At 68.6% G+C, this 21305-nt stretch carries 18 protein-coding genes and 1 pseudogene; 8 read left to right on the forward strand and 11 right to left on the reverse strand.

Going from position 1 to position 21305, the window contains the following annotated elements:
* Positions 1-9 precede the first annotated feature (9 nt).
* From mdtN to ACX9MN_RS03915, 3 genes are read left to right on the forward strand one after another with little or no spacing between them, the layout of a single operon-like run.
* Positions 10-1038 carry a multidrug transporter subunit MdtN gene (gene mdtN, locus ACX9MN_RS03905; protein WP_489723752.1) on the forward strand — a complete coding sequence of 343 codons (1029 nt, stop codon included), beginning with the start codon at positions 10-12 and terminating at the stop codon, positions 1036-1038.
* Positions 1025-2911 (forward strand): FUSC family protein, encoded by a 1887-nt coding sequence (locus tag ACX9MN_RS03910; RefSeq protein ID WP_083461035.1) that lies wholly within the window; start codon positions 1025-1027, stop codon positions 2909-2911. The genes mdtN and ACX9MN_RS03910 overlap by 14 nt, the downstream gene beginning before the upstream one ends.
* Positions 2904-4427: a TolC family protein gene (locus ACX9MN_RS03915; RefSeq protein ID WP_244573431.1), complete on the forward strand. Its 1524-nt coding sequence runs from the start codon at positions 2904-2906 to the stop codon at positions 4425-4427. The genes ACX9MN_RS03910 and ACX9MN_RS03915 overlap by 8 nt, the downstream gene beginning before the upstream one ends.
* A 76-nt stretch (positions 4428-4503) precedes the next feature.
* Here ACX9MN_RS03915 and ACX9MN_RS03920 read toward each other — a convergent pair whose 3' ends face one another.
* The 8 genes from ACX9MN_RS03920 to ACX9MN_RS03955 form a co-directional block, all read right to left on the reverse strand.
* Positions 4504-5448 (reverse strand): electron transfer flavoprotein subunit alpha/FixB family protein, encoded by a 945-nt coding sequence (locus tag ACX9MN_RS03920; protein ID WP_043074428.1) that lies wholly within the window; start codon positions 5446-5448, stop codon positions 4504-4506.
* Between the two features lie 70 nt (positions 5449-5518).
* The gene (locus ACX9MN_RS03925) at positions 5519-6268 is read right to left on the reverse strand and encodes an electron transfer flavoprotein subunit beta/FixA family protein (RefSeq protein ID WP_059409523.1); all 750 of its coding nucleotides are present in this window, start codon (positions 6266-6268) and stop codon (positions 5519-5521) included.
* A gap of 64 nt (positions 6269-6332) precedes the next feature.
* Entirely contained in the window at positions 6333-6641 is a 309-nt protein-coding gene (locus ACX9MN_RS03930; protein ID WP_043074401.1) for an SCP2 sterol-binding domain-containing protein, read from the reverse strand.
* A 64-nt stretch (positions 6642-6705) separates the two neighbouring features.
* Entirely contained in the window at positions 6706-8490 is a 1785-nt protein-coding gene (locus tag ACX9MN_RS03935; RefSeq protein WP_059409522.1) for an acyl-CoA dehydrogenase C-terminal domain-containing protein, read from the reverse strand.
* A 4-nt stretch (positions 8491-8494) separates the two neighbouring features.
* Positions 8495-10816: a 3-hydroxyacyl-CoA dehydrogenase/enoyl-CoA hydratase family protein gene (locus tag ACX9MN_RS03940; RefSeq protein WP_043074400.1), complete on the reverse strand. Its 2322-nt coding sequence runs from the start codon at positions 10814-10816 to the stop codon at positions 8495-8497.
* Positions 10816-11952 carry a thiolase family protein gene (locus tag ACX9MN_RS03945; protein ID WP_059409521.1) on the reverse strand — a complete coding sequence of 379 codons (1137 nt, stop codon included), beginning with the start codon at positions 11950-11952 and terminating at the stop codon, positions 10816-10818. The genes ACX9MN_RS03940 and ACX9MN_RS03945 overlap by 1 nt, the downstream gene beginning before the upstream one ends.
* 274 nt (positions 11953-12226) lie before the next feature.
* On the reverse strand, positions 12227-12658 hold the full coding sequence (locus ACX9MN_RS03950; protein WP_043074399.1) for a MerR family transcriptional regulator: 432 nt from the start codon (positions 12656-12658) through the stop codon (positions 12227-12229).
* Between the two features lie 30 nt (positions 12659-12688).
* Entirely contained in the window at positions 12689-14410 is a 1722-nt protein-coding gene (locus tag ACX9MN_RS03955; RefSeq protein WP_489723753.1) for a long-chain-fatty-acid--CoA ligase, read from the reverse strand.
* A gap of 605 nt (positions 14411-15015) precedes the next feature.
* Between ACX9MN_RS03955 and ACX9MN_RS03960 the strand changes: the two genes are divergently transcribed.
* Positions 15016-16329, forward strand: a complete 1314-nt coding sequence (locus ACX9MN_RS03960) for an OmpP1/FadL family transporter (protein ID WP_043074398.1) — start codon at positions 15016-15018, stop codon at positions 16327-16329.
* Here ACX9MN_RS03960 and ACX9MN_RS03965 read toward each other — a convergent pair.
* A pseudogene (locus tag ACX9MN_RS03965) lies at positions 16330-17174 on the reverse strand (DUF4113 domain-containing protein); the annotation flags it as partial. It lies immediately after the preceding gene.
* A gap of 656 nt (positions 17175-17830) precedes the next feature.
* Between ACX9MN_RS03965 and ACX9MN_RS03970 the strand changes: the two are divergent.
* Complete coding sequence (locus ACX9MN_RS03970) at positions 17831-18181, forward strand: hypothetical protein (RefSeq protein WP_489723754.1); 351 nt, start codon at positions 17831-17833, stop codon at positions 18179-18181.
* A gap of 226 nt (positions 18182-18407) precedes the next feature.
* Positions 18408-18740 (forward strand): hypothetical protein, encoded by a 333-nt coding sequence (locus ACX9MN_RS03975; RefSeq protein WP_489723755.1) that lies wholly within the window; start codon positions 18408-18410, stop codon positions 18738-18740.
* A gap of 70 nt (positions 18741-18810) precedes the next feature.
* On the opposite strand, the gene ACX9MN_RS03980 is transcribed toward ACX9MN_RS03975, so the two are convergent.
* Positions 18811-19608: a hypothetical protein gene (locus ACX9MN_RS03980; protein WP_489723756.1), complete on the reverse strand. Its 798-nt coding sequence runs from the start codon at positions 19606-19608 to the stop codon at positions 18811-18813.
* A gap of 84 nt (positions 19609-19692) precedes the next feature.
* Complete coding sequence (locus ACX9MN_RS03985) at positions 19693-20496, reverse strand: hypothetical protein (RefSeq protein WP_489723757.1); 804 nt, start codon at positions 20494-20496, stop codon at positions 19693-19695.
* A 143-nt stretch (positions 20497-20639) separates the two neighbouring features.
* On the opposite strand from ACX9MN_RS03985, the gene ACX9MN_RS03990 reads away from it, so the two are divergent.
* Together ACX9MN_RS03990 and ACX9MN_RS03995 are read left to right on the forward strand one after the other, a co-directional pair.
* Positions 20640-20933, forward strand: coding sequence for a hypothetical protein (locus tag ACX9MN_RS03990; RefSeq protein WP_489723758.1), 294 nt, complete (start codon positions 20640-20642; stop codon positions 20931-20933).
* Positions 20934-20995: 62 nt separating this feature from the next.
* Positions 20996-21244: a hypothetical protein gene (locus ACX9MN_RS03995; protein ID WP_489723759.1), complete on the forward strand. Its 249-nt coding sequence runs from the start codon at positions 20996-20998 to the stop codon at positions 21242-21244.
* The last annotated feature ends 61 nt before the right edge of the window (positions 21245-21305 follow it).

Raw genomic sequence — 21305 nt, forward strand, 5'->3', positions numbered from 1 at the left:
TGCGGCCGCATGGTTAAGGCACTCCTCGGCAGGCTCGTCGCCCTCGCGATCATCCTCACGGCGGTCGGCGTAGGCTGGAGCTACTACCGCGCGACGCAGCACAACCCGACCTCCGACGATGCGTCCATCGATGCGGACGTGGTCCACATGGCCGCCTCGGTCGGGGGACGGATCGTCGAGTTGCCGGTGCAGGAGAACCAACTGGTCCGGAAGGACGAGGTGGTGTTCCGCATCGACCCGGAGCCCTACCGCCTGCGCCTGGAGGCGGCCCTGGCCGAGGTGAAGGCCGGCGAGGGCCTGCTCGCGAGCCAGACCCGGGCCGTCGCCACCGAGCGGGCGAACGTGGAGATCGCCGATCAGCAGGTCGTGCGCGCCCGTTCAAACCTCGAACTGGCCACGAACACCCTGGCGCGGATCAAGCCGCTGCATCCGAAGGGGTACGTGTCGGATCAGCAGGTGGACGATGCCGCCACGGCCAAACGCAACGCCGAGACAAGCCTGACCCAGGCGATGCAGCAGGCCGCCGCCGCCCGCGGCGCGGTCGGTGACACGGAATCGGCGAAGGCCAACCTGGAGACCCGCAAGGCCACGGCGGCCCTGGCGGCGCGTGACCTCGCGAACACGGTCGTCAAGGCGCCCCACGAAGGCCGCGTCACCGGCCTCACCGTCAAGTCGGGGGAATTCGTCGCCCCCGGCCAGTCGCTCTTCACCCTGATCGTCACCGACGAGTGGTTCGCCGTCGCCAACTTCCGCGAGACCGAACTCAACCGCATCCGGGGCGGCGGGTGCGCGGTCGTGTACTCGATGATCGACCGGACTGTGTCCATCAAGGGACGCGTCGACAGCATCGGCTACGGCGTCTCGGGACAGGACCGGGTGAACCTGCCGCGTTCGGTCCCCATCGTCGTCCGTTCCGTCGACTGGGTCCACGTCGCCCAGCGGTTCCCCGTGCGCGTGAAGCTGGAGAACCCGCCGGAGGATCTCGCCCGGCTGGGCGCCAGCGCCATCGTCAGGATACCCCGCGATGGCGACTGCTGAAGCACGCGGCCCGTCGCCCCTCCTCGCCGAGTTGGCGCCTTTCCCAGGCCGCACCGGGATGGCCCTGCGGGTGACCGCGGTGTCCGTGCTCGTCGTCCTGGCATCGATGACCTTCAAGGTCCCCGAGACCGCGGTCAGCGTCTTCCTCGTCCTCTTCCTGCAGAAGCCCGACAGCGCGACCACCGTCCTGATGTGCATCGCCCTCTCGGTGCTGCTGCCCATCATCGTGGGGATCATCTTCGCCGTCGCGATCCTGACCCTGGACTTCCCCCAGGCGCGGGTCGCCGCGATGGTCCTGCTGTCGTTCGGCATCCTTTGGTTAGCCTCGGCGAGCAAGCTCGGCGCCCTGGGCAACACGATAGGCCTCGTCCTCGCCTACGGCATCGACCTGCTCGGCAAGGGCGCCAACGGCGAGCTCGTGACCCGGGGCCTGCTTTATGCCCTGCAGTTCTCGATGATGCCGCTCGCGGTGTTGATCGCCTTCAACCTGCCCTTCGGCCGGCATCCGGAGCGGCTCGCGAGGGAGGCGCTGGCGGAACGCCTCAGGCTCGCTGCCGCGTGCTTCGAGGACCCGGGCCGCGCGGATGCCATTCGCGTCGTGGACCTGGACGATGGCGCGATCCGGAAGCTGGTACGTCTGGCCGGTCTCCTGGGCCGTCTGAAGCGGACGTCGGCGGCGCGGCTGGGCGCCCTGATGCCCGTCAGTCGGGCGCTCCTGATCAGGCTTGCCGCCGGTGGGGGCGCCGGACAGCCCACGGACCGTCCCGACCTCGGCGCCCGGTGCCGGGACCTGGCGCAGACGGTCGAACACGGGCGACCGACGACAGGGGGCGCAAGGCCGGCCGTCCAGCCGGGAGACGCCCTCGGGGATCTGGTCACGGAAGCGGAGGAGGCTTTCGCGAGCGGCCGGGCCGCAGCGAAGCCGAAGGTCGCGAAATCGGGATTCCTCAAACCCGACGCGTTCTCGAACCCCGACCACGTCCGCTACGCGCTGAAGACGACGTTGGCGGCGATGGCCTGCTACCTCACCTACGCCATCCTCGACTGGCCGGGCATCCACACCTGCATGATCACGTGCTTCGTGGGGTCGCTGCTCACGGTCGGCGAGACCAACCGGAAGCTGGTCCTGCGCCTATCCGGCTGCCTGATCGGCGCGACGCTCGGCCTCGCGACCCTCGTGTACGTCCTGCCGCACATCGACGGCATCACCGGCCTGCTCGTCGTCGTCGCCGCCGTCGTCCTGCCGAGCGCGTGGGTCGTCGTCGGCAGCGAGCGGATTTCGTACATGGGCATCCAGATCGCCTTCGCGTTCTGCCTGTGCGTGCTGCAGGGCTTCGCGCTGAAGACGGATCTGACCGTCGCCCGCGACAGGATCATCGGCATCGTCTTCGGCGACCTCGTGATCTTCCTGGTGGCGACCCGGCTCTACCCCGTTTCGATCCTGCCGGAGGTGGAGGCGACGGTGCGCCGCTTCCTCGCCGGCATCCGCGGCCTCGTGGCGAGGGAGGAGACCGGTCCCGTCGGCCAGCGTTCCGACCCCGGCGCGCTGGAAGCCCTGGAGCGCCTGCGGGACCAGATCGACGCCCTGGCCTACGAGCCGGGCGACGGCCCCGAACGGGCGCGGCCCGCCACCGACATGCTCGACGCCGGGGAGCGTCTCTACGAGCGCGCGGCCCGCATCGGATCGCTCGCCGCGGAGCACCGCCCCCCCGCCATGGCCGGTGCCCGAGCCATGGCGGCTGCCGTGGACGGGGCGATGCACGAGGCGGACGACCCCGAAGCGCCCGCAAGGGGCGCCCCGGACGTGGCCGGGTTCGCCGAGGCGTGGCGGACGCTCCGTTCGGACGCAGCGAGGCGTCACGCACATGCTTAGGATACTCCGTCGCGCCTTCGGTCTGGCGACCGTCCTCCTCACGGCGGGATGCGCGACGTCGTCCCTGGACCTCGCCCCGGCGACGCCCGGCACGCCCTTCGTGCCGCCGGGCGCACCGGCGCCCATCGAGATGAGCGAGGTCGATTTCGGTCTCCCGGCCAGGCCTGCGCTCGCGGTCGTTCAACCGCCGCCGGCCACAGACCCCGTCCGGGTCCACACCTTGCCGGAACTCATCGACATCGCGCAGACCACGAACCCGACGACCCGCATCGCATGGGAGCAGGCCCGGCAGGCGGCTTTGGCGGTCGGCATCGTCAAGGCGAGCTACCTGCCGGTCGTCACCGCCACGGTCCTCGGCGGGTATCAGTATACCTCGTCGAGCCAGACGCTGCCGCTCACCGGCCGGACCGGCAACCTCGGGACCGAGGCTACCGGCACGGTCTCGACGGCAGCCTTGCAGTGGCTCCTGTTCGATTTCGGGCAGCGTGACGCGCTGGCGAAGGCGGCCGGCAAGCTGTCGCTCGCCTCGAACATCTCGTTCAACGCCGTCCACCAGAAGATCATCTATGACGTCGGGCGGCAGTTCTACGAGTTCGGCGCCGCCCGCGAGCGCGTCCGCATCGCGGGTGCGTCGCAGCGTGACGCGCGGGCCGTCCTCGACGCCGCCGAGAGCCGCCTGCACCAGGGCGTCGGGACCACCGTCGAGGTCGCGCAGGCCAAGCAGATGCTCGCCCAGGCCGACTTCGACCTGGTCCAGGGCCGGAACGCCGAGCGGGATTCCTACAACGGCCTCATCGGCGCGATGGGCGTGTCGCCGGTCACGCGGATCCGCGTCGAGGACGCTTCCGTCCATCCTCTGCCCCCATTGGTCGGTGCCCCCCTGGAAACGCTCGTCGGAACGGCCCTGCGCCACAGGCCGGACCTGCAGGTCGCGGTCGCGACCGCACAGGCCAGCCGCGCCGGCGTCGCCGCGGCGGAAGCCGACTTCCTGCCGAAGGTCTTCACGTCGGTCTCGGGGAACTCCGTGAACGGCCGGCTGAGCGTGACGTCGTTGCCCATCGTGGGGAACGTCGGGAGCTCCGCCCTTGGCACGTCGCCAGGAAGCAGCAACGTCACCGTGCTCGGCGGCGTTTCCGTGCCGATCTTCGACGGAGGCGTGCGGGCCGCGCGCCTCGAAGAGGCGAGGTCCCGGACCGCGCAGGCCGAGGACACGTTCATCCGCCTACAGCAGGACGCGGCGCGGGAAGTGGTCGTGTCGGTCGACGCGCTGAAGAGCGCGCTCGCCGCGTTCCGCGCCGCTACCACGCTCGTGGCAGCGTCCGCGGTCAGTTACGACGCGACCCTGTCTGCCTATCGCAGCGGCGCGGGGACGATCACGGCGGCGCTGGAGGCGCAGAGGGCTCTCTTGGCGGCCCGGAATGCGCGGGGCCAGGCCCATGGCACGGCGCAGATCGCCGCCGCCACGCTGGCTTTCGCCATGGGTAGCGCGACCAACGCCCGGGCTTTCTCACGATGACCGCGGCGCCGCCGTCCCGACGACGATCTGCACTTGGCGTGCCGCCGGGACCTGCTTACTGAATGAGCCTCTAGCTTTAAGCTTTAGCGATCTCGGATCGCAGCTCCGGGACGACCTGGAACAGATCGCCAACGAGGCCGTAATCGGCAACTTGGAAGATTGGCGCGTCCTCATCCTTGTTGATCGCGACGATGATCTTCGAGTCCTTCATGCCGGCCAGATGCTGGATCGCGCCGGAGATGCCGACCGCTACGTAGAGGTCCGGGGCCACGACCTTGCCGGTCTGGCCGACCTGCCAGTCGTTCGGCGCGTAGCCGGCATCCACGGCTGCGCGCGAGGCACCCACCGCCGCGCCGAGGCTGTCAGCTAGGGGCTCGATCAACTCATGGAACTTGTCCGACGATCCTAGCGAGCGGCCACCCGATACGATGATCCGCGCGGAGGCCAGCTCCGGGCGGTCGGACTTGGCGATCTCCTCGCCCTTGAAGCTCGAACGGGCCGCGTCAGGCGCGGCGGCGGAGACCGGCTCGATCGGGGCCGCGGCTCCACTTTCCTCGGCGGCCTTGAAGGCCGCGGTGCGCACCGTGATCACACGCTTGCCGGTCGGCGTCTGCACGGTCTGGATCGCATTGCCGGCGTAGATCGGCCGCTCGAAGGTGTCGGGTGCGATGACCTTGATGATGTCCGACACCTGCGCCACGTCGAGCAGGGCGGCCACGCGCGGCAGCACGTTCTTGCCCGTGGTCGAGGCCGAGGCGATGACCGTCTCGTAGGGGTCGGCGATCGACGCTATCAAAGCCCCGACCGGCTCGGCGAGATCGTGATCGTAGACCGCATCCTCGGCAACGAGCACCTTCTCGACGCCGTCGAGCTTGGCGGCCGCTTCCGCCACGGATTTCGATCCGGAACCGAGCACGAGGGCGTGGATCGGTGCGCCGATAGTCTTGGCGGCGGTCAGCGCCTTGAGCGTGCCGTCCTTGATCCGGCCGTTGCCGTGCTCGACGAAGAGAAGTGTGGTCATGTGCGTGCGAACCCCTGTGTGTGCGGGCCGCGCTCGACCGTAGCGGGAGCGCGGCCACGGTTGCGTAGACTTATATGACGCCGGCCTCGACCTTGAGTTTCTGTACCAGCTCGGCCGCGGAGCTGACTTTGACGCCGGCTGACCGGCCCGGCGGCTCAGCAGTCTTGAGCACCGTGAGCTTCGGCGTCACATCGACACCGAGCGCGTCGGGCGCGAGTTCTTCGAGCGGCTTCTTCTTCGCCTTCATGATGTTTGGCAGGGAGGCGTAGCGCGGCTCGTTCAGGCGTAGATCCGTCGTGACGATCGCCGGAAGCGTCAGTGTCACGGTCTGCAGGCCGCCATCGACCTCGCGGGTCACGTCGAGGCTGCCCTCGCCGAACTCGATCTTGTACGCGAAGGTGCCCTGCGGCCAGCCGAGCAGGGCGCCGAGCATCTGCCCGGTTTGGTTTGAATCGTCGTCGATCGCCTGTTTGCCGAGGATGACGAGTTCGGGATTCTCCTTTTCCACGACCCCCTTCAGGAGCTTGGCGACCGCGAGCGGCTCGCAGTTGACGTCGGTCTTCACCAGAATAGCCCGGTCGGCGCCCATGGCGAGCGCGGTGCGCAGAGTCTCCTGCGCAGCCTGCGGGCCGATCGAGATGGCCACGATCTCGGTGACCTGGCCTTTCTCCTTGAGCCGGATCGCCTCCTCGACGGCGATCTCGTCGAAGGGGTTCATCGACATCTTGACGTTAGCGAGTTCGACCCCGGAGCCGTCGGCCTTTACGCGGATCTTGACGTTGTAGTCTACAACCCGCTTGACGGGCACAAGAACCTTCATCCTGTCTCTCCTGAAGATCTTCGATGGCTGCACGCGCAGACCGGCGTCACCTCCAGCGCACGCATCACTGATCGAGAAGACCGGCGAGCTTCATCGCCACGCCCTGCGAGCCCTGGACCTTGAGGCGGCCGGTAGAGAATGCGATCGTCGGGCTCAGCTTGCCCCGCACCAGCTTAAGAAGGTTGTCGGAACTCAGCTTCATCACCGTATCGGCCTCGCCGCCCTCGCCGGTGGAGACGTTCACGCCGCCGCCGGTCGCGTCCACGAGGATGCTGCCGCCATCGGTGAGATCGAACCGGACCCGGTAGCCGAGGGCACTGAGCGCCTCCGACCGTTGCTCGATGCAATCGACCAGTTGCCCGAGATCCGCCATTGCTCTTCTCCGCATCGCCTCGAATGAATGCCCCCGCCCGGTTTTCGGCCGAGGAAGCTTCCCGTCAGAACATCGCCTCGTCGAGCGCCATCATCGCGCCCTTGCCGGACTTCACCGCCGCCAGCAGGCCCGCGACCTGGGGCAGGATGCGCTCCATGTAGAAGCGGGCCGTCGCGAGCTTAGCCTCGTAGAAGTCGCGCTCGTCCGTCCCGGCCTCGAGCGCGGTGTGGGAGACCTTGGCCGTGCGCAGCCACATGTAGCCCAACGCCACCAACCCGAAGAGACGCAGGTACTCGGTGGCGGCGGCACCCGCCTCCTCCGGATCCTTGAGGCCCCGCTGGGCGATGTGAGCGGTGGCGAGTTGTAGGGCGCCGAAGGCCTTCGACAGGGGCTGGGCGAGGGGGGCGAGGTCGTCGTCCTCGATCGCCTCGTCCAGGGCAGCGAGCACCGGGTGGAAGAAGCTGCGCAGGTAGCGGCCGGCATGGGCCGGGAGTTTGCGGCCGACGAGGTCGAGGGCCTGGATGCCGTTTGTGCCCTCGTAGATCATCGAGATCCGGGCGTCGCGGACGTACTGCTCCATGCCGTGGTCGCGGATGAAGCCGTGGCCGCCGTAGACCTGCATGCCGATGCTCGCCGATTCGAAGCCGAGATCGGTGAACAGCGCCTTCACGATGGGGGTCATCAGGGCGGAGAAATCCTCAGCCCGCCGCCGCTCGGCCGGATCGGGATGGTGCTCCATCACGTCGAGGCTTCGGGCGACCCAGGCGCCGAGCGCCCGGCAGCCCTCGTTGTACGCGCGGATCGTCATCAGCATCCGCCGCACGTCCGGGTGGACGAGGATCGGGTCGGCGGGCAGGTCCGGCCGCTTGGCGCCCGAGAGCGCGCGGCCCTGGAGGCGCTCCTTCGCGTAGGCGATGGCGCCCTGGTAGGCGGCCTCGCCCGCGCCGAGCCCCTGGATGCCGACCGACAGGCGCTCGCTGTTCATCATCGTGAACATCGCGCGCATGCCCTTGTGCGGCTCGCCCACGAGCCAACCCGTGGCGTCGTCGAACGACATCTGGCAGGTGGCCGAGGCCTTGATGCCCATCTTGTGCTCAAGGGCGCTACAGGTCACGCCATTGCGCTCGCCCGGCGAACCGTCCGCCCGCGGCAGGAACTTCGGCACGAGGAACAGGCTGATACCCTTCACGCCCTTGGGCGCGTCGGGGATCTTGGCCAGCACCAAGTGGATGATGTTCTCGGTGAGGTCGTGGTCGCCCGCCGAGATGAAGATCTTCGAGCCGGTGACGCGAAAGGACCCGTCGTCCTGCGGCACGGCCTTGGTCCGCAGGAGGCCGAGATCGGTGCCGCAATGGGGTTCGGTCAGGCACATCGTGCCGGACCACGTGCCGTCCACGAGCTTCGGCAGGTAGGCCGCCTTCAGCTCCTCCGAGGCGTGGCCCTCGATCGCCTGATAGGCCCCGTGGCTGAGGCCGGGATAGAGGCCGAAGGACAGGTTCGTGGAGCAGATCATCTCCTCGACGAGCTTGTTGATGCCCGCCGGCAGGCCCTGGCCGCCATAGGCGGGGTCCGCGCCCATGGCGGTCCAGCCGCCCTCCCGGAACGCCTTGTACGCCTCGGGAAAGCCCTTCGGCGTACGGACGACGCCGTTCTCCAGGCAGCAGCCCTCCTCGTCGCCGGAGGCGTTCAGCGGCAGCAGGCGCTCCGTGCAGAACTTGCCGGCCTCCTCCAGGATGGCGTCGGCGACGTCGGGGGTGAAGTCTTCCAGGCCCGGCAGGGGCTGGGCGTCGGCGTGCAACTCGTGCAGCACGAAGCGCATGTCGCGCAAGGGAGCCTTGTAGGTCTGCATCGGGTCAGTTCCTCACCGGCCGGCCGGTTTCGATGACGCTCTCGAAGCGGTCGAGGGTCGCCTCCGTCCGCACGAGGCGCATGAAGCTGTCACGTTCGAGTTCGAGGATTGCATCCTCGTCCAGCGCATCCAGGATGTCGGCCTCGCCCCCGGAGAGCACTGAGGCCAGTTCCCCCGCCACGACGAGGTCGTGCTTGGTGGCGATGCCGCGACGGGCGAAGCCCTCCGCCGCCATGCGCATGGCGACCCCGCCCGCGGGGCCGGGCAGCGTCACAGTGACGGGCTTGGGTGCCTCGTAGCCCTCGATGAGCGACAGGGCCTTGGCCTTGGCGTCGGCGAGCAGCCGGTCGCGGTTCATGGTGATCCCGTCGCTCTCGCGCAGGAACAGGAGGTCGCGGGCCTCCTCCGCCGACTTGGCGACCGTGGCGGTCGAGATCGTCTCGAACACCTTGGCGGCGGCGGGCATCGGCCCCCTCGGCAGCTTCGGCGACGATTGCCAGCGGGCCAGCATCTCCTTGCAGCCGCCCCAGGCCGGCACGAGCCCGACGCCCGCCTCCACGAGGCCGATATAGCTCTCGGCATGGGCCTGCACGGCATCGCTGTGCAGAAGGATCTCGCAGCCGCCGCCAAGCGCCATGCCGGCGGGGGCGCTCACCACCGGGAAGGGCGCGTATTTCAGCTGACCGTAGGTCTGCTGACCGAGGCTGACCAGCTTCTCGATCTCGCCCCAGGCGGCGATGTTGGCGGCGAACAGGGCCAGCCCGAGATTCGCGCCGACCGAGAAGTTCGAGCCTTCGTTGTAGACGACGAGCGCCTTGTACTTATCCTTGATCAGCTTGATGGTCTTGCCGAGCAAGACCATGATCTGCTCGTCCAGCGCGTTCGACTGCGAGATGAACTCGAAGCAGACCACGCCGTCGCCGATATCCCACAGGGCGGCGGAGCCGTTCTTGAGGAGTGGCTTGGCGGACAGTTTGATGTCCTCCAACCGCAGAACGCCCTCGGGGCGGACGACATCCTTGTAGCCGCCCTCGGCCTGCAGCACCTGCCGACGGCCGTTCTCGACCCGGTAGAAGGTCTGGCCGTTGAGCCCGGCGAGGATCGGCGGGACGGCATGGCCGTCCTTCGCCAGCCGCTCGGCCACGTAGGCACCGCCGATCCTGTCGGTCAGCTCGAACGGCCCCCACTTCCAGTTGTAGCCCAGGCGCATGGCCTCATCGATGGCGGCGACCTCGTCGCTCGCCTCGCCGACGAGCCCGGCGGCATAGGCCAACGTCGGGCCGATCACCTTCCAGGCGTAGTCGCCGGCGCGGCCCTTCAGGTCGAGCACCGCGCGCGGGCCCTTGGCCTCCTTCAGCGCCGGCAAGTCGGCCTTCGCGGAGGGCCTGTACTCACCGGTCTTTAGGTCGATGGCTTCCTTGGTCTTCTGCCCGTCCTTCCGGTTCAGGCGGTAGAAGCCGCCCTTGCCCTTGCGGCCGGTGAAGCCCTCCGCGATCAGCTTCGTGACCACCGGCATCTCGCGATAGGTGGCGTGGAATGCGTCCTCCGGCGGCAGGGCCGCCCGCAGGCTCTTCGTGGTGTGCGGGATCAGGTCGAGCCCGACGAGATCGACGAGGCCGAACACGCCGGTCTTCGGGATGCCGAAGGGGCGGCCCATCACCGCGTCCGCCTCCTCCACCGGCACGTCGAGGTCGTCGGCCGCCGCGATGGCGTTCTGGATCCAGAAGATCCCGAGCCGGTTGGCGATGAAACCCGGCCGGTCCTTGCAGCGGACGATGCTCTTGCCGAGCTTGCGGTCGGCGAAGTCCGCCACGGTCTGGGCGAGCGCCGGATCGGTCTTCGGCCCCGTCACGATCTCCAGAAGCCGCATGTAGCGCGGCGGGTTGAAGAAGTGGGTGATGAGGAAGTCTCGCTGGAATGCCTCGGGCATCCCTTCGACCAGCGCGTCCAGCGGAATGGTCGAGGTGTTCGACGAGACCGCCGTGCCGGGCCGGCGCACGGCGTCGATCCGCTTGTAGAGCGCCTGTTTCGCGTCAAGCCGCTCGATCACCACCTCGATGATCCAATCGACCTCGCCGAGGCGGTCGAGATGGTCCTCGACGTTGAGCGTCTCCACGAGCTTGGCGGCCCGCGGGGACATGAAGGCGGCGGGCTCGGTCTTGAGCAGCTTCGCGATGGCGCCCTCGGCCAGCGCGTTCCGGCCGGCGGCGCCCTCGGGGACGATGTCCATGAGGAGCACCGGCATGCCGGCATTGGCGACATGGGCGGCGATGCCGGCGCCCATGACTCCGGCGCCGATGACGGCGACTTTGCGGATCCCGGTCATCAGATGCGCTCCAGAACGGTGGCGATGCCCTGGCCGCCGCCGATGCACTGGGTGGCCAGCGCGAAGCGACCGCCCTCGCGGGACAGGAGCGAGGCCGCCTTGCCGACGATGCGGGCCCCTGTGGCGCCGAGCGGATGGCCGAGCGCGATGGCGCCGCCGTCGATGTTGACGATCTTTTCGTCGAGGCCGAGGTCGCGCATGCAGGCGAGCGCCTGGGAGGCGAAGGCCTCGTTCAGCTCGACCACGCTTAGGGCGTCGGCGGCGATGCCCGCCCGGGCCAAGGCCTTGCGCGAGGCGACGACGGGACCCATGCCCATGATCTCCGGCTCGCAGCCCGCGACCGCGACCGAGGCGACCCGCGCCAGCGGCTTCAGCCCGTGACGGTTCGCGAAGCCTGCGCTGCACACCAGCACCGCCGAGGCGCCATCGGTCAGCGGCGAGGACGTGCCGGCGGTGACTGAGCCGTCCTGCTGGAAGGCGGGCTTGAGGCTGGCGAGACCTTCGGCGCTGGCATCCGCCCGGATGCAGCCGTCCGTCTCGACCGTGCCGCCCTTGGTGGCGATCGGGACGATCTCGGCGGCAAGCCGCCCTTCTCCCTGCGCCTTGGCCGCCTTGTGGTGGCTCGCCACCGCGAAGGCCTCCTGATCCGCACGGGAGATCTCCCAGCGGCGGGCGACGTTCTCGGCGGTGTCGCCCATGCCCATGTAGGCGCCGGGGCGCTTCTCATGGAGAGCCGGGTTCGGCATCGGGTTGAAGCCCATCATCGGCACGCGGCTCATGCTCTCCACACCCGCGCAGACGAAGGCCACGCCCGCGCCGAGGGCGATCTGCCCCGCCGCCATGTGGACCGACTGCATCGACGAGCCGCAGAAGCGGTTCACCGTGACGCCGCCGACGCCGAGGTCGAGATCGGCCATCAGGCCGATCAGGCGGGCGATGTTGAAGCCCTGCTCGCCCTCGGGGAAGGCGCAGCCGACGATCAGGTCCTCGATGTCCTTCGAGGGGATCCCGATGTCGGCGACCAGCTTGCGCACCACCTGCGCGGCGAGGTCGTCGGGACGGACCCGGGCGAGCGCTCCCTTCTTCGCGGGTGTGAAGGGCGAGCGGGCATAGCCCGCGATGACGATGTCGGTCATGTTTACCTCCCGGAAAGACTACGATGAGAGAGCGCCGGCGACGTCGCGGCTGCGGGCAGCCGCATCGCCTCCGCGAAGCCCTGGGCGCATGGGCTTGTGAAGTGCGGCCCTACCCACGCCTCCAGGGCGGGATGCAGTCCCGGGGATGCGGCCGGAAAGCCTGCCGGCGCCCGGCGGTGGCATCCCGCGGGCAGGCCGGCGCTGCGTCCGACTGAATCCTCGGTGCGCAGCAGTTCTTCGTCGCGAGACCGGCGACGGTTCTTGCGAGCCCTTGCTAGCGCGCGCGCCGCGTCTTGTCGGGCTCCGCGTCGTCGAGGCCGGCCAGAGCGTAAAGCCTGAGCTTCTCCAGTTCGCCGAGCGTCTCGATGAGCGCCTTCTGCTGATCGACGAGTTGATCGATCCGGCCCTGAACCTTCTTCAGAAGGTCGCGCCACTGCTCTCTCTGGGTCGGATCGGCCGCGTAGAGGTCGAGATATTCCTTGATCTCGCGGAGCGAGAAGCCCAACCGCTTGCCCCGTAGGATGAGGATCAACCGGACCTTGTCGCGATGGGCGAAGATGCGGGTATTCCCGGCGCGCTGCGGGGTCAGCAGCCCCTTGTCCTCGTAGAAGCGCACCGTCCTCGCCGTAACCCCCAATTCCGTGGCGAGTTGGGTCACGGTGTACAGCGTTTCGGACACAGACGGCCTTTTCGTGAAGAACGTCATCGTATGCCCCGAGGGTCCTTAGGGTCAACATCATGCCGAAGCCCGCCTGTTCATGGCCGCCAGCCCGGCCCGTTCGCGCTCCTCCGCGATCAGTTCCTTCTTCGACAGCTTGCCGACCGCGGTCTTCGGCAGGCTTGTCCGGATCTCGATTTCCCTGGGCATCTCGATCTTCGAGATACGCTCGGAGAGGAAGGCGCGAAGCTCATCGGGCGTCGTCGGGAACCCGGCGCGCAGCTTCACGAACGCCTTGGGACTTTCGCCGCGGTACGCATCCGGGATGCCGATCGCGACCACCTCTTCGACGGCCTCGTGCTCGTACAGTGCATCCTCGATCTGGCGCGGATAGACGTTGTATCCGCCACAGATGATGAGATCCTTGATCCTATCGACGAGGAACAGGAATCCCTCCGGATCGCGGTAGCCCACGTCCCCGGTCCTGAGCGCCCCGTCGACCAGAACCTCAGAGGAGTCGGCCGGACGGCGCCAGTAACCCGCCATGATCTGCGGGCCCCGGATGTAGACTTCGCCCTTTGCGCCAGCCGGCATCAGCCGATCGGGGCAGTTCGGATCCCGGATCTCGATGGTCGTGTCCACCAGTGGCAGGCCGACCGAACCCGCGCGACGCCGGGCGTCGAACGGATTGACGCTGACGACGGGCGAACTCTCCGTCAGCCCATAGCCTTCCGACAGCCGGCATCCCGTCAGCGCCTCGAAACGGGCCCCGACCTCGGCGGGCAGCGGCGCGCCGCCCGAGATGCACAGACGGATGGAGCGGAGATCGACGTCGGCCGTTTCCGCCGCCTTGTTGATCGCCGCGAAGATCGTCGGGACGGCCGGGAAGAACGTGGGCTTTGTTCGTGCGATCGTGGCGAGGAGTTCCTCGATCTTGAATTGCGGAACGAGGACGATCTGGGCGCCCATATCGAGGGCCAGATTCATCGCGACGGTCATCGCGAAGACGTGGAACAGCGGGATCACGGCGAGCACTCGCTCTTGTCCGTCGCGCAGCCCTCCGCCCTGCATCAGGGGCGACAACTGACGAACGTTTCCGGCGAGATTGGCGTGGGTCAGCATCGCACCTTTGGGCACGCCGGTCGTCCCGCCGGTGTACTGCAGCAGCGCGACATCGTCCGGACGCGGTGCGGGACGTCGCTGGGTAGCGCTGCGGCCGGACAGCAGCTTCGAGAAGGAAACGTGCCGCGCATCGTCATGAACGCGGGCCTTTTCCGTCCGCTTGAACAGCCGATAGAGAACGCCGCGGCCGAAGGGCAAAGCATCCGCAAACGGACAGACGACCAGATGGCGAAGACCGGCCTCATCCGCCACGGCGGCGACGGGGCCATAGACCCGTTCTATGTCGGGCAAGACCATGATCGTCGTGTCCGAATCGAGGATCTGCGCTAGGCACTCCCGCGGGGTATAGAGTGGATTGTAGTTGACGACGGTTCCGCCGGACTTGAGAATGGCGAAGTAGAACACCACCGAATACGGCGAGTTCGGCAAGCACAGACCGACCTTAACGCCGTGTCCGACGCCGAGGCGGATGAGGCCCTCGGCCACGCGATCGGTCAGCTCGCCGACGTCACGATAGGTCCACTTCCGCCCGAAAAAATCGAGCGCCGGCCTGTCCGCGAAACGACGCACGGCCTGGTCGAATACCTCCGGCAACGTGTTCGGCTCACTGGCGGACAGACGTGGTGCCGAGGGTGCGGCTGCTTGCCTGCAACCGCCATCATCGTGGGTGGCCGACATGTTCCCCCCTTCCTGCGTCGCTCTCTTCGGAAGCGCTTCGTTCGAGCAGGTCTGGATTGACGTATACGTTAGTCTATATCCGCATAGGTAAACCAAACGCAAGCCCCCACCCCGGCATTCGATCGCGGCGGTGTCCGGTCGAACTTGGGTTCTGCCGCGCCCGACGGATGACGGGACGCCGGTGGTCGACCTTCGAGATCTCGCTGCCGACGAGGATCCGAGGCGCGGCCCGCCGTTCCGTGCCGAGATCGGCGGCCCTCACACCGCGCGCGCGAATATTTGCGCAACACGTCGTTGTGCGCTGCAGCGAGAGCGCCGTTGGTGCCCAAAGGCCACATCCATTGGCGATTACATTCGGCCGATCGAATTTCGGTGAGAAAGGGGCAATCCGTGCTTGCAACTTTTTGCAGCATTAGTCAGCATCATGACGTATAGGTTATGTTAGTGCCACAAGCCGGCGCGATGAGTCGGTCTCGGCACCTCGGCATCCGATCTTGCCAGCCGCCGTTTCTCCCGCCCGTGCCTGCTAAGCCTGGGCGCTCCGGAACGGACTCAAAATTCGAAATCCGCATCGGCTCAATCAGCGGATTCGTGTGGGGGAAACCATGAATTCACGCCTTCGCATCGGCTCGATTGCCGTCCTCACCGCGCTCTGCGCCGTTACGGAAGCATCTGCGGGCGCATTCGGCCTGCGGGAGCAGAGCACGCAGGCCCAGGGCCTGGGATTCGCGGGTGCGGCGGCCGGCTCCGGCGGCGTGTCGTCGATGTTCTGGAACCCGGCCGTCATCACGATGCGGCCTGGCTTCGTCACCGAGCAGAACCTCACGTATCTCGGTCCCTCTGCGACCATCACCCCGTCCACCGGCACCAACCCGGCCTTCGGGGGCCTCGGCGGCTCGGGCGATATCGGCCAGGGCGCGGTGCTCCCGGCGGGTGCAAGCTCTTACCAAATCAACGACCGCCTCTGGCTCGGCATCTCCACCGGCGCGCCGTTCGGCCTGACTACCAAGCCGAACGAGGTCTGGGCCGGCGAGGTCTACGGTCGCTCTTCGCGAATCTTCTCGCTGGTCTTCAACCCGGTCGTCGGCTTCAAGGTGAACGAGTGGCTCTCGGTCGCCGCCGGTCCGAACATCGAGTATTTCCGCCTAACCCTGCGCCAGGCCCTGCCGCTTCCCGGCCTGCCCCCGACGGCCTATCCCAGCTCCTTCCTGAAGGGTGAGTCCTGGGGTGTGGGCTTCACCGCGGGCGTGAACATCACGCCCTGGGAAGGGACGGCGCTCGGCATCGGCTACCGCTCCTCGGTGCATCACGACATCGACGGCTCGATCGGCGTGCCGATCCTCGCCCTGGCGCCGCTGGCCGGACAGGTGCGCGCAAACTTCAACACGCCGGAGAAGCTCAGCGTGGGCCTGACCCAGGCGGTGAGCCCGATCGCCCGCGTGTCCCTCGGCTTCGAGTGGGACAACTGGTCGAGGCTCGGCACCGTCGGCATCGTGTCGAAGACGCTGGGCGTACCGGTGAACTCCCTGCCGCTGAACTACAAGGACGGGTATTACTACTCGATCGGCGGTGAGTACGACGTGAACGCCGCCCTGACGGTGCGCGCCGGCTTCGGCTACGAGACTTCGCCGATCGACTTCAGCAACCGCTCGGTCCGCCTGCCGGACGGCGACCGCTACAGCCTGAACGTCGGTGCGAGCTACCGCTGGAACAATCAGCTGACGCTGAACGCCGCCTATTCTCACCTCTTCCTGGACCGCTCGCGTATCCTCGCGGGCATCGGGCGGGACTACAACGTTGGCAACATCGCCTTCGCGGGTGTGGTCGATTCGAGCGTCGACATCGTCTCGGTCGGCTTCCGCTACGCCTTCGGCGCCCCGCCGCCGCCGGCGCCCGTCCCGCTGGTCCGGAAGAACTGATCAGGTTTCCGCCCAGCATTTGTCTTGACGGTAAATCGCAGCCTTCCAGGCAGATCGTACGGGATTGTCCGCCGCAACGACCAGGATCTCGTCCAGCCGGGTCGTGTAGCGCGGCGAGCGCATCTCGAACTTGGTCGACCATGCCCGCGCCGGGGTGAACCCGGCCGCGGCTGGGACGACCGCCCCGCGCCCGAAGCGCCGGTTGCAGGCATCGAGCGCCGCCATCAGCGCGGCCCCCGCTCGCGGTCGAGCTGGCCGAGGCCGGGTATCGCTCGCTGGGAGGCGTGGAGAGGCAGGAGGTCCGTCGTGACCACTCCGGCCTTCGAATAACAAAAGCCGTCCCGCCAGGTCTTGCGGACGCCATGCAGTGCGGCCTTCACCAGCACCAAAGTGTCGTTCGACGATTCCGGCAGGGTCACCACCGTCGAGACCGACCGCTGCAGCCGAGTCCGTTCGTGCTCGGAGGTGCGGAAGAAGACCGTGACGTGGTCGGTTCCGAACCCCTCCCGGCGGAGCTTTTCCCCGAGCCGGGTCGCGTTGGCGGCGACCGCCTGCTCCATCGTTGCGTGATCCTCGACCCGGTCGGACAAGCTCCGGTTCACGGCGCAGCCCTTCCGAGTCGCGGCGACCTCCTCCAGGTCGAGACAGGCCTCGCCGCGTAGCTGCCGCAACAGCCGCTCGCCGACCACTGTCATGGCCTTGCGCACCGCCCGGGGGTCGAGATCGCGCACGTCGGCGGCGCTCTCGCACCCCAGCGCCCCAAGCTTGCGGGCGTTCACCGGGCCAACGCCCCAGATGTCCTGCGTCAAGTTCTGGGCCATCCAGTGGTCGTGGGCGGGTCGGTCCGGTCGTAGCCCGAACGGCTCTGTCAACAAGTGGAGCGGGAATACGGGTATCGGCACCCGCCATGTCTGCTTTGGAGATGCCATCGAACCCCTGCGAACGACTGGCTTGGGCGCTAAGCGGGATGTCAGCTTTCCGCGCCCGACGAGCCGTATAGATCCGGGGCGACGAGATGATCGCCCGCTACGACGCCCTCGGGCCGGGCCGACGCCGCCTGGGCTCGGGACGGCTTGGCCGCGCAGGTCGCCCTGACGCACGCCGGGCCGCTCCAGGACTACCTCGACCGCCTCCGCCCAACGACGCCCTCGGCCAAGCCGTGCCGCCTCACCCGCCCGGGCTGACCCTGGGGATGCGGGACAGCCACGCCAGGAGCCAGTTGAGGGCCGGCGACATCGCCGGCTGGGGTTGGGACTGCCTCTGCGCCGCCGCCGCCAGCCTGGACCACGAGGTCGTGGTGACCTTGCGCCCGCGAGTTCGCGCCGAAGCGTAGTCCGCCGTCGGGCTGACGTGCGCCCGCCGTCGGGCGGTGTGCGCCCCCTGTGCGCCCATGAAAATGAACAAACATTCAGGAAACTTGGACATGTCCGCCCCTGCCGAGACATGTCAATGGTAGCTTGCGAGCTGACGCGGCATCCTTCTCACGCACAAGGAGGCCGTCATGCGCATGAAGAACTCGTCCCTGTCGGAGGCCGAGCGCGTCGCCCGCACCCGAGACCTCGGCCGCAAGCGCAAGTCCGGGGAGCGGGAGCGGCACCGCGACGCCGGCCGGCCGATCGCCGCCACGGTCGACCGGGCCGTCGTCGACGCCGTCCGCGATTTCCTGGCCGCCGATCCAACCGGATCCCGCCCCATCCCCCCGGACGCCCTCATGAGGACGATCGCCCTGCATCTGCTCCGGCGCTCGCACCGTGCCTACGAGACCGGGACGGATGGCGGGACATTCTCGCGCGAGGGCGTCGAGGCGGCGCTGCGGGACCGCCTCCTGACCCCGGTATCCAGGGCCGCATAGGGGGTCCTGGAGGTCAGCCAAATTCGCGTTACCAAGATCTCGTGATGCGTTTCTTTGAGCGGAGGTAACGTACACGTAATCCCCGGGCTCAGAACACTCACTGGACACGTCCCGGCATTTACCTCCGGCCAGGGATACCTGTCGAAAGGCGGGCGAGCCCTCTGGACGAGGGAGTCCGCCCAGGCACATCTTAGGGGCATACACCGCCGCCGATGGAGCCCCCCCGATGAACGCGATCGCCGCCGAAGTGACTATCGACGTCGCCGGGAAGTTCGCCTCCATCGGCAGCGCCATCAACCTCGGGCTGCAGATCGCCAAGGCTGAGCGGCGGGCCCGGCGGGACGAGGCCGTCGATTCCGTGACCAGGCTCGCCTATCGCCTGCAGGACGCCCGCGCCGACCAGGGCGAGGCCGAAGAGCGGGCCGCAGCCGCCGAGGCCCGGCTGGCCGCCATCGAGATGATGCTCGCCCGGTCCGTGGCCGAGGCGGACGTGCTGCGCGAGGCGCTCGCCGCCGAAATGGAGCTGACGGCCGGCCTGCGCGAGATCATCGGGCACTGAGGCTGAGGGGTTCTGAAACGAGAAGGGCCGCCGGGTGACCGGCGGCCCTTCGTCGTACTGGGCGGTGTCTTCAGCCGAAGGCGGCTCGGGGGCCCGCCCACCGGGGGGCGTAGTCCTCATCGTCGTCTGCGGTTGGCAGCACTGCGGGGCGGGGCCCGCGCTTCATCATCTCCGCGACTTCCGCCCGGTCCGTTCGAGCCCGCGCCCGGATCTCCGCCAGCAGCCGACGGGTGTCCAGGGCCGCCGGCGAAGGCTGAGTGGACAGCGGGGGCACGAGCGGGATCCCCTCCATCTGCGAGCGACCCTGTACGTGCGCGGCGACGTGGCCGATGTGCGCCCCGGCGATATGTCGAAGGTCGGATGGCGAGAGGCCCCGCAGCCAAGCGGCAACGTGGGGGGGCAGGTCGTCGTCGAGAAATTCGGCGCGCTTGGCGTCACCCGCAGTATGAGCCTCGGCCGAGCGCTGGACCGCCCCCCCGATCATCATCGCCGCTTGCAGCTCGGCCCGGGCAGCGGGCGCGATGCCCGCCATCGGATCCGACGGGGCGGTGGTGGCACGGCTGTCTCGGGCGACAGCAGCGTCCGCGACGTCCCGGGGACCGACGGGCCGGCGGGGGATCATGGCGCCGAGCACCCCGCCGATGCCGCTGGCGGTCAGGTCGAGGGCCCGGAGCGGCCCGGCCAGGCCCCGGCCGGCAACGTGCGCGACGTGGCTGGCGCCGTCCCGGACGCCCCGGGCGACCATCCGGACGTCGCCGGCGATGGCGGCGCCGGCTTTCTTCGCGCCCCCGAAGAGGGCGCGGATCATCGCCATGACCATCGCGGCGATGGCGGCGGCGGCGCGGGCGAGCTGGTTCTTCAGATTCATGATGTCTCTCCTTCACGGCGGGGGGAACGGTGTGCCGTGGAAGGAGCGTGCCTCTCACGGATGAAAGCCACAAAGCGGGACATGTCACGCCGGAAAGAGGCGGTCCCGGAGCGCCGGGGGCAGCTGACGCCGGTGCGCGCGGACGAGCGCCCAAGCGTGGGCGGCCTGCACGACGTCGAGCGAATCAGTGGCCGCCAACTGGTGCCCCTCGGCCGACGCGACGGCGCTCCAGCCGACGCCGTTTCGCTCCCTCGCCTGGTCGCCATCGAGCCCTGACAGCACCCGGCAGGCAGCGAGCAGGTTGGCCCTGACGTCGGGATCCCGCACGGCCGCAACGTCCTCGGGCGCGGCAGGCTGGGCGAGCCGGCGGTCCACGGCCGCGACGACGTCCCGGGCCTCGGCCATGAGCGCGTGGGCGAGGCGGGCCTGCCCGGGCGATAGCCGCCGCGCCCCGGCCAGCCCCTCGGCCAAGGCCGCCTTCGATCGGTAGTAGTAGCGATGCCGGGCGAGCCCGTTGGCAAGGGCGTCCTGCACAGCCACGAGGGCGTCCTCGTCCACGGGCCGATTCGTCGCCGCGACGCGAGCGTGGTGCGCCAGGTCCTGCCGGACGTCGGCCTCCCACCGCACGATCCGCTTCGCCAGGTCGGGCATCTGCGCCGCGGCCGAAAGGTCCCATTCGATGATGCGGTCCCGGACGGACAGGCCGGCCTTGGCGGTGGCGTTGGGGAACCGTCTCAGGAGGCAGTCGCCCTGCTCCGTGCGCCCGGCGATCCAACGCCCGTGGCCCGCCCGGCGCCACGCCAGGTCAAGCAACGCTGGTGGCTCCGCAAGAGTTGAAGCGCTCTTAGCGCCAAGGATCGGGCAATCTATCCTTTGCAGCATCAGCATCTAAAATCTTCGGCAAATGATACTGAACGGCGTTTCGCTTCCCGACCCAAAAAAACTGTCGGCGCCCTCATTTTCGCCCTTGCGCTCATTTTCACAAGTGCTTCAATAGAAAGAAATTCGCACACCCAACCGAGGACGACTTGATGAGTAGTGAAGCGCCTTTCGGCGTCGGCTCCCTCGTGCCGATCGTCGGCTACGGCGAGATCGTCGCCCTGATGCGGGCCGGCGTCGCGCAGGCAGGGTCCCAGCGCGCCTACGCGCAGGCGTTCGCCATCCACGAGGGCGACCTGTCGCAGGTCTTGCGCGAGCGCCGGCTGCCGACGGAGCGCATGGCGCTCTTCGTCGGGGTCGAGAGGCAGTTCGTCCGGGTCTCCGCACCCATGAGCCCGCTCTGGGTGCCCCCAGCCGCCCGTCGTGGGGGCGTGTCGTGCAGCTGACCCCGCGCCAGATCAGGATCCGCATCGCCGCGGCAGCTCAGCAGGCCGGGAGCTCCAAGGCCGTGGCAACCGCCGCAGGCGTGAGCAAGACGCGCGTGTCGAAGAGCATCGAGACCGACGCGAACGTGCCGAATTCTCTGCTCTCCGCGTGTGGCATGTGGCGGGACGAGCACGGCGACGTCCGTCTCGTCGGCGACCTCGGCCCGGCGCGGGTCCAGATCCTCGTCGTGCAGGCCTCGGGCGTCGCCGGCGTCGCGGCCGCGATCGCCCTCGCGTCGGCCGCCCTCGGCAGGGGTGAGCTGCCCTCCTGAGCTGGCTCCCCCGCCGACGCGCCCGGCGGCAGGGGCGCCCCCGCTATCCCCCCAATCGACC

The organism is Methylobacterium sp. 1A (assembly GCF_058072805.1).

What these genes read in the sequence shown, in the direction of transcription:
- mdtN (WP_489723752.1), top strand. Translation starts at nt 10, where the DNA reads ATGGTTAAGGCACTCCTCGGCAGGCTCGTCGCCCTCGCGATCATCCTC.
- ACX9MN_RS03910 (WP_083461035.1), top strand. Translation starts at nt 1,025, where the DNA reads ATGGCGACTGCTGAAGCACGCGGCCCGTCGCCCCTCCTCGCCGAGTTG.
- ACX9MN_RS03915 (WP_244573431.1), top strand. Translation starts at nt 2,904, where the DNA reads ATGCTTAGGATACTCCGTCGCGCCTTCGGTCTGGCGACCGTCCTCCTC.
- ACX9MN_RS03920 (WP_043074428.1), bottom strand. Translation starts at nt 5,448, where the DNA reads ATGACCACACTTCTCTTCGTCGAGCACGGCAACGGCCGGATCAAGGAC.
- ACX9MN_RS03925 (WP_059409523.1), bottom strand. Translation starts at nt 6,268, where the DNA reads ATGAAGGTTCTTGTGCCCGTCAAGCGGGTTGTAGACTACAACGTCAAG.
- ACX9MN_RS03930 (WP_043074401.1), bottom strand. Translation starts at nt 6,641, where the DNA reads ATGGCGGATCTCGGGCAACTGGTCGATTGCATCGAGCAACGGTCGGAG.
- ACX9MN_RS03935 (WP_059409522.1), bottom strand. Translation starts at nt 8,490, where the DNA reads ATGCAGACCTACAAGGCTCCCTTGCGCGACATGCGCTTCGTGCTGCAC.
- ACX9MN_RS03940 (WP_043074400.1), bottom strand. Translation starts at nt 10,816, where the DNA reads ATGACCGGGATCCGCAAAGTCGCCGTCATCGGCGCCGGAGTCATGGGC.
- ACX9MN_RS03945 (WP_059409521.1), bottom strand. Translation starts at nt 11,952, where the DNA reads ATGACCGACATCGTCATCGCGGGCTATGCCCGCTCGCCCTTCACACCC.
- ACX9MN_RS03950 (WP_043074399.1), bottom strand. Translation starts at nt 12,658, where the DNA reads ATGACGTTCTTCACGAAAAGGCCGTCTGTGTCCGAAACGCTGTACACC.
- ACX9MN_RS03955 (WP_489723753.1), bottom strand. Translation starts at nt 14,410, where the DNA reads ATGTCGGCCACCCACGATGATGGCGGTTGCAGGCAAGCAGCCGCACCC.
- ACX9MN_RS03960 (WP_043074398.1), top strand. Translation starts at nt 15,016, where the DNA reads ATGAATTCACGCCTTCGCATCGGCTCGATTGCCGTCCTCACCGCGCTC.
- ACX9MN_RS03970 (WP_489723754.1), top strand. Translation starts at nt 17,831, where the DNA reads ATGCGCATGAAGAACTCGTCCCTGTCGGAGGCCGAGCGCGTCGCCCGC.
- ACX9MN_RS03975 (WP_489723755.1), top strand. Translation starts at nt 18,408, where the DNA reads ATGAACGCGATCGCCGCCGAAGTGACTATCGACGTCGCCGGGAAGTTC.
- ACX9MN_RS03980 (WP_489723756.1), bottom strand. Translation starts at nt 19,608, where the DNA reads ATGAATCTGAAGAACCAGCTCGCCCGCGCCGCCGCCGCCATCGCCGCG.
- ACX9MN_RS03985 (WP_489723757.1), bottom strand. Translation starts at nt 20,496, where the DNA reads ATGCTGATGCTGCAAAGGATAGATTGCCCGATCCTTGGCGCTAAGAGC.
- ACX9MN_RS03990 (WP_489723758.1), top strand. Translation starts at nt 20,640, where the DNA reads ATGAGTAGTGAAGCGCCTTTCGGCGTCGGCTCCCTCGTGCCGATCGTC.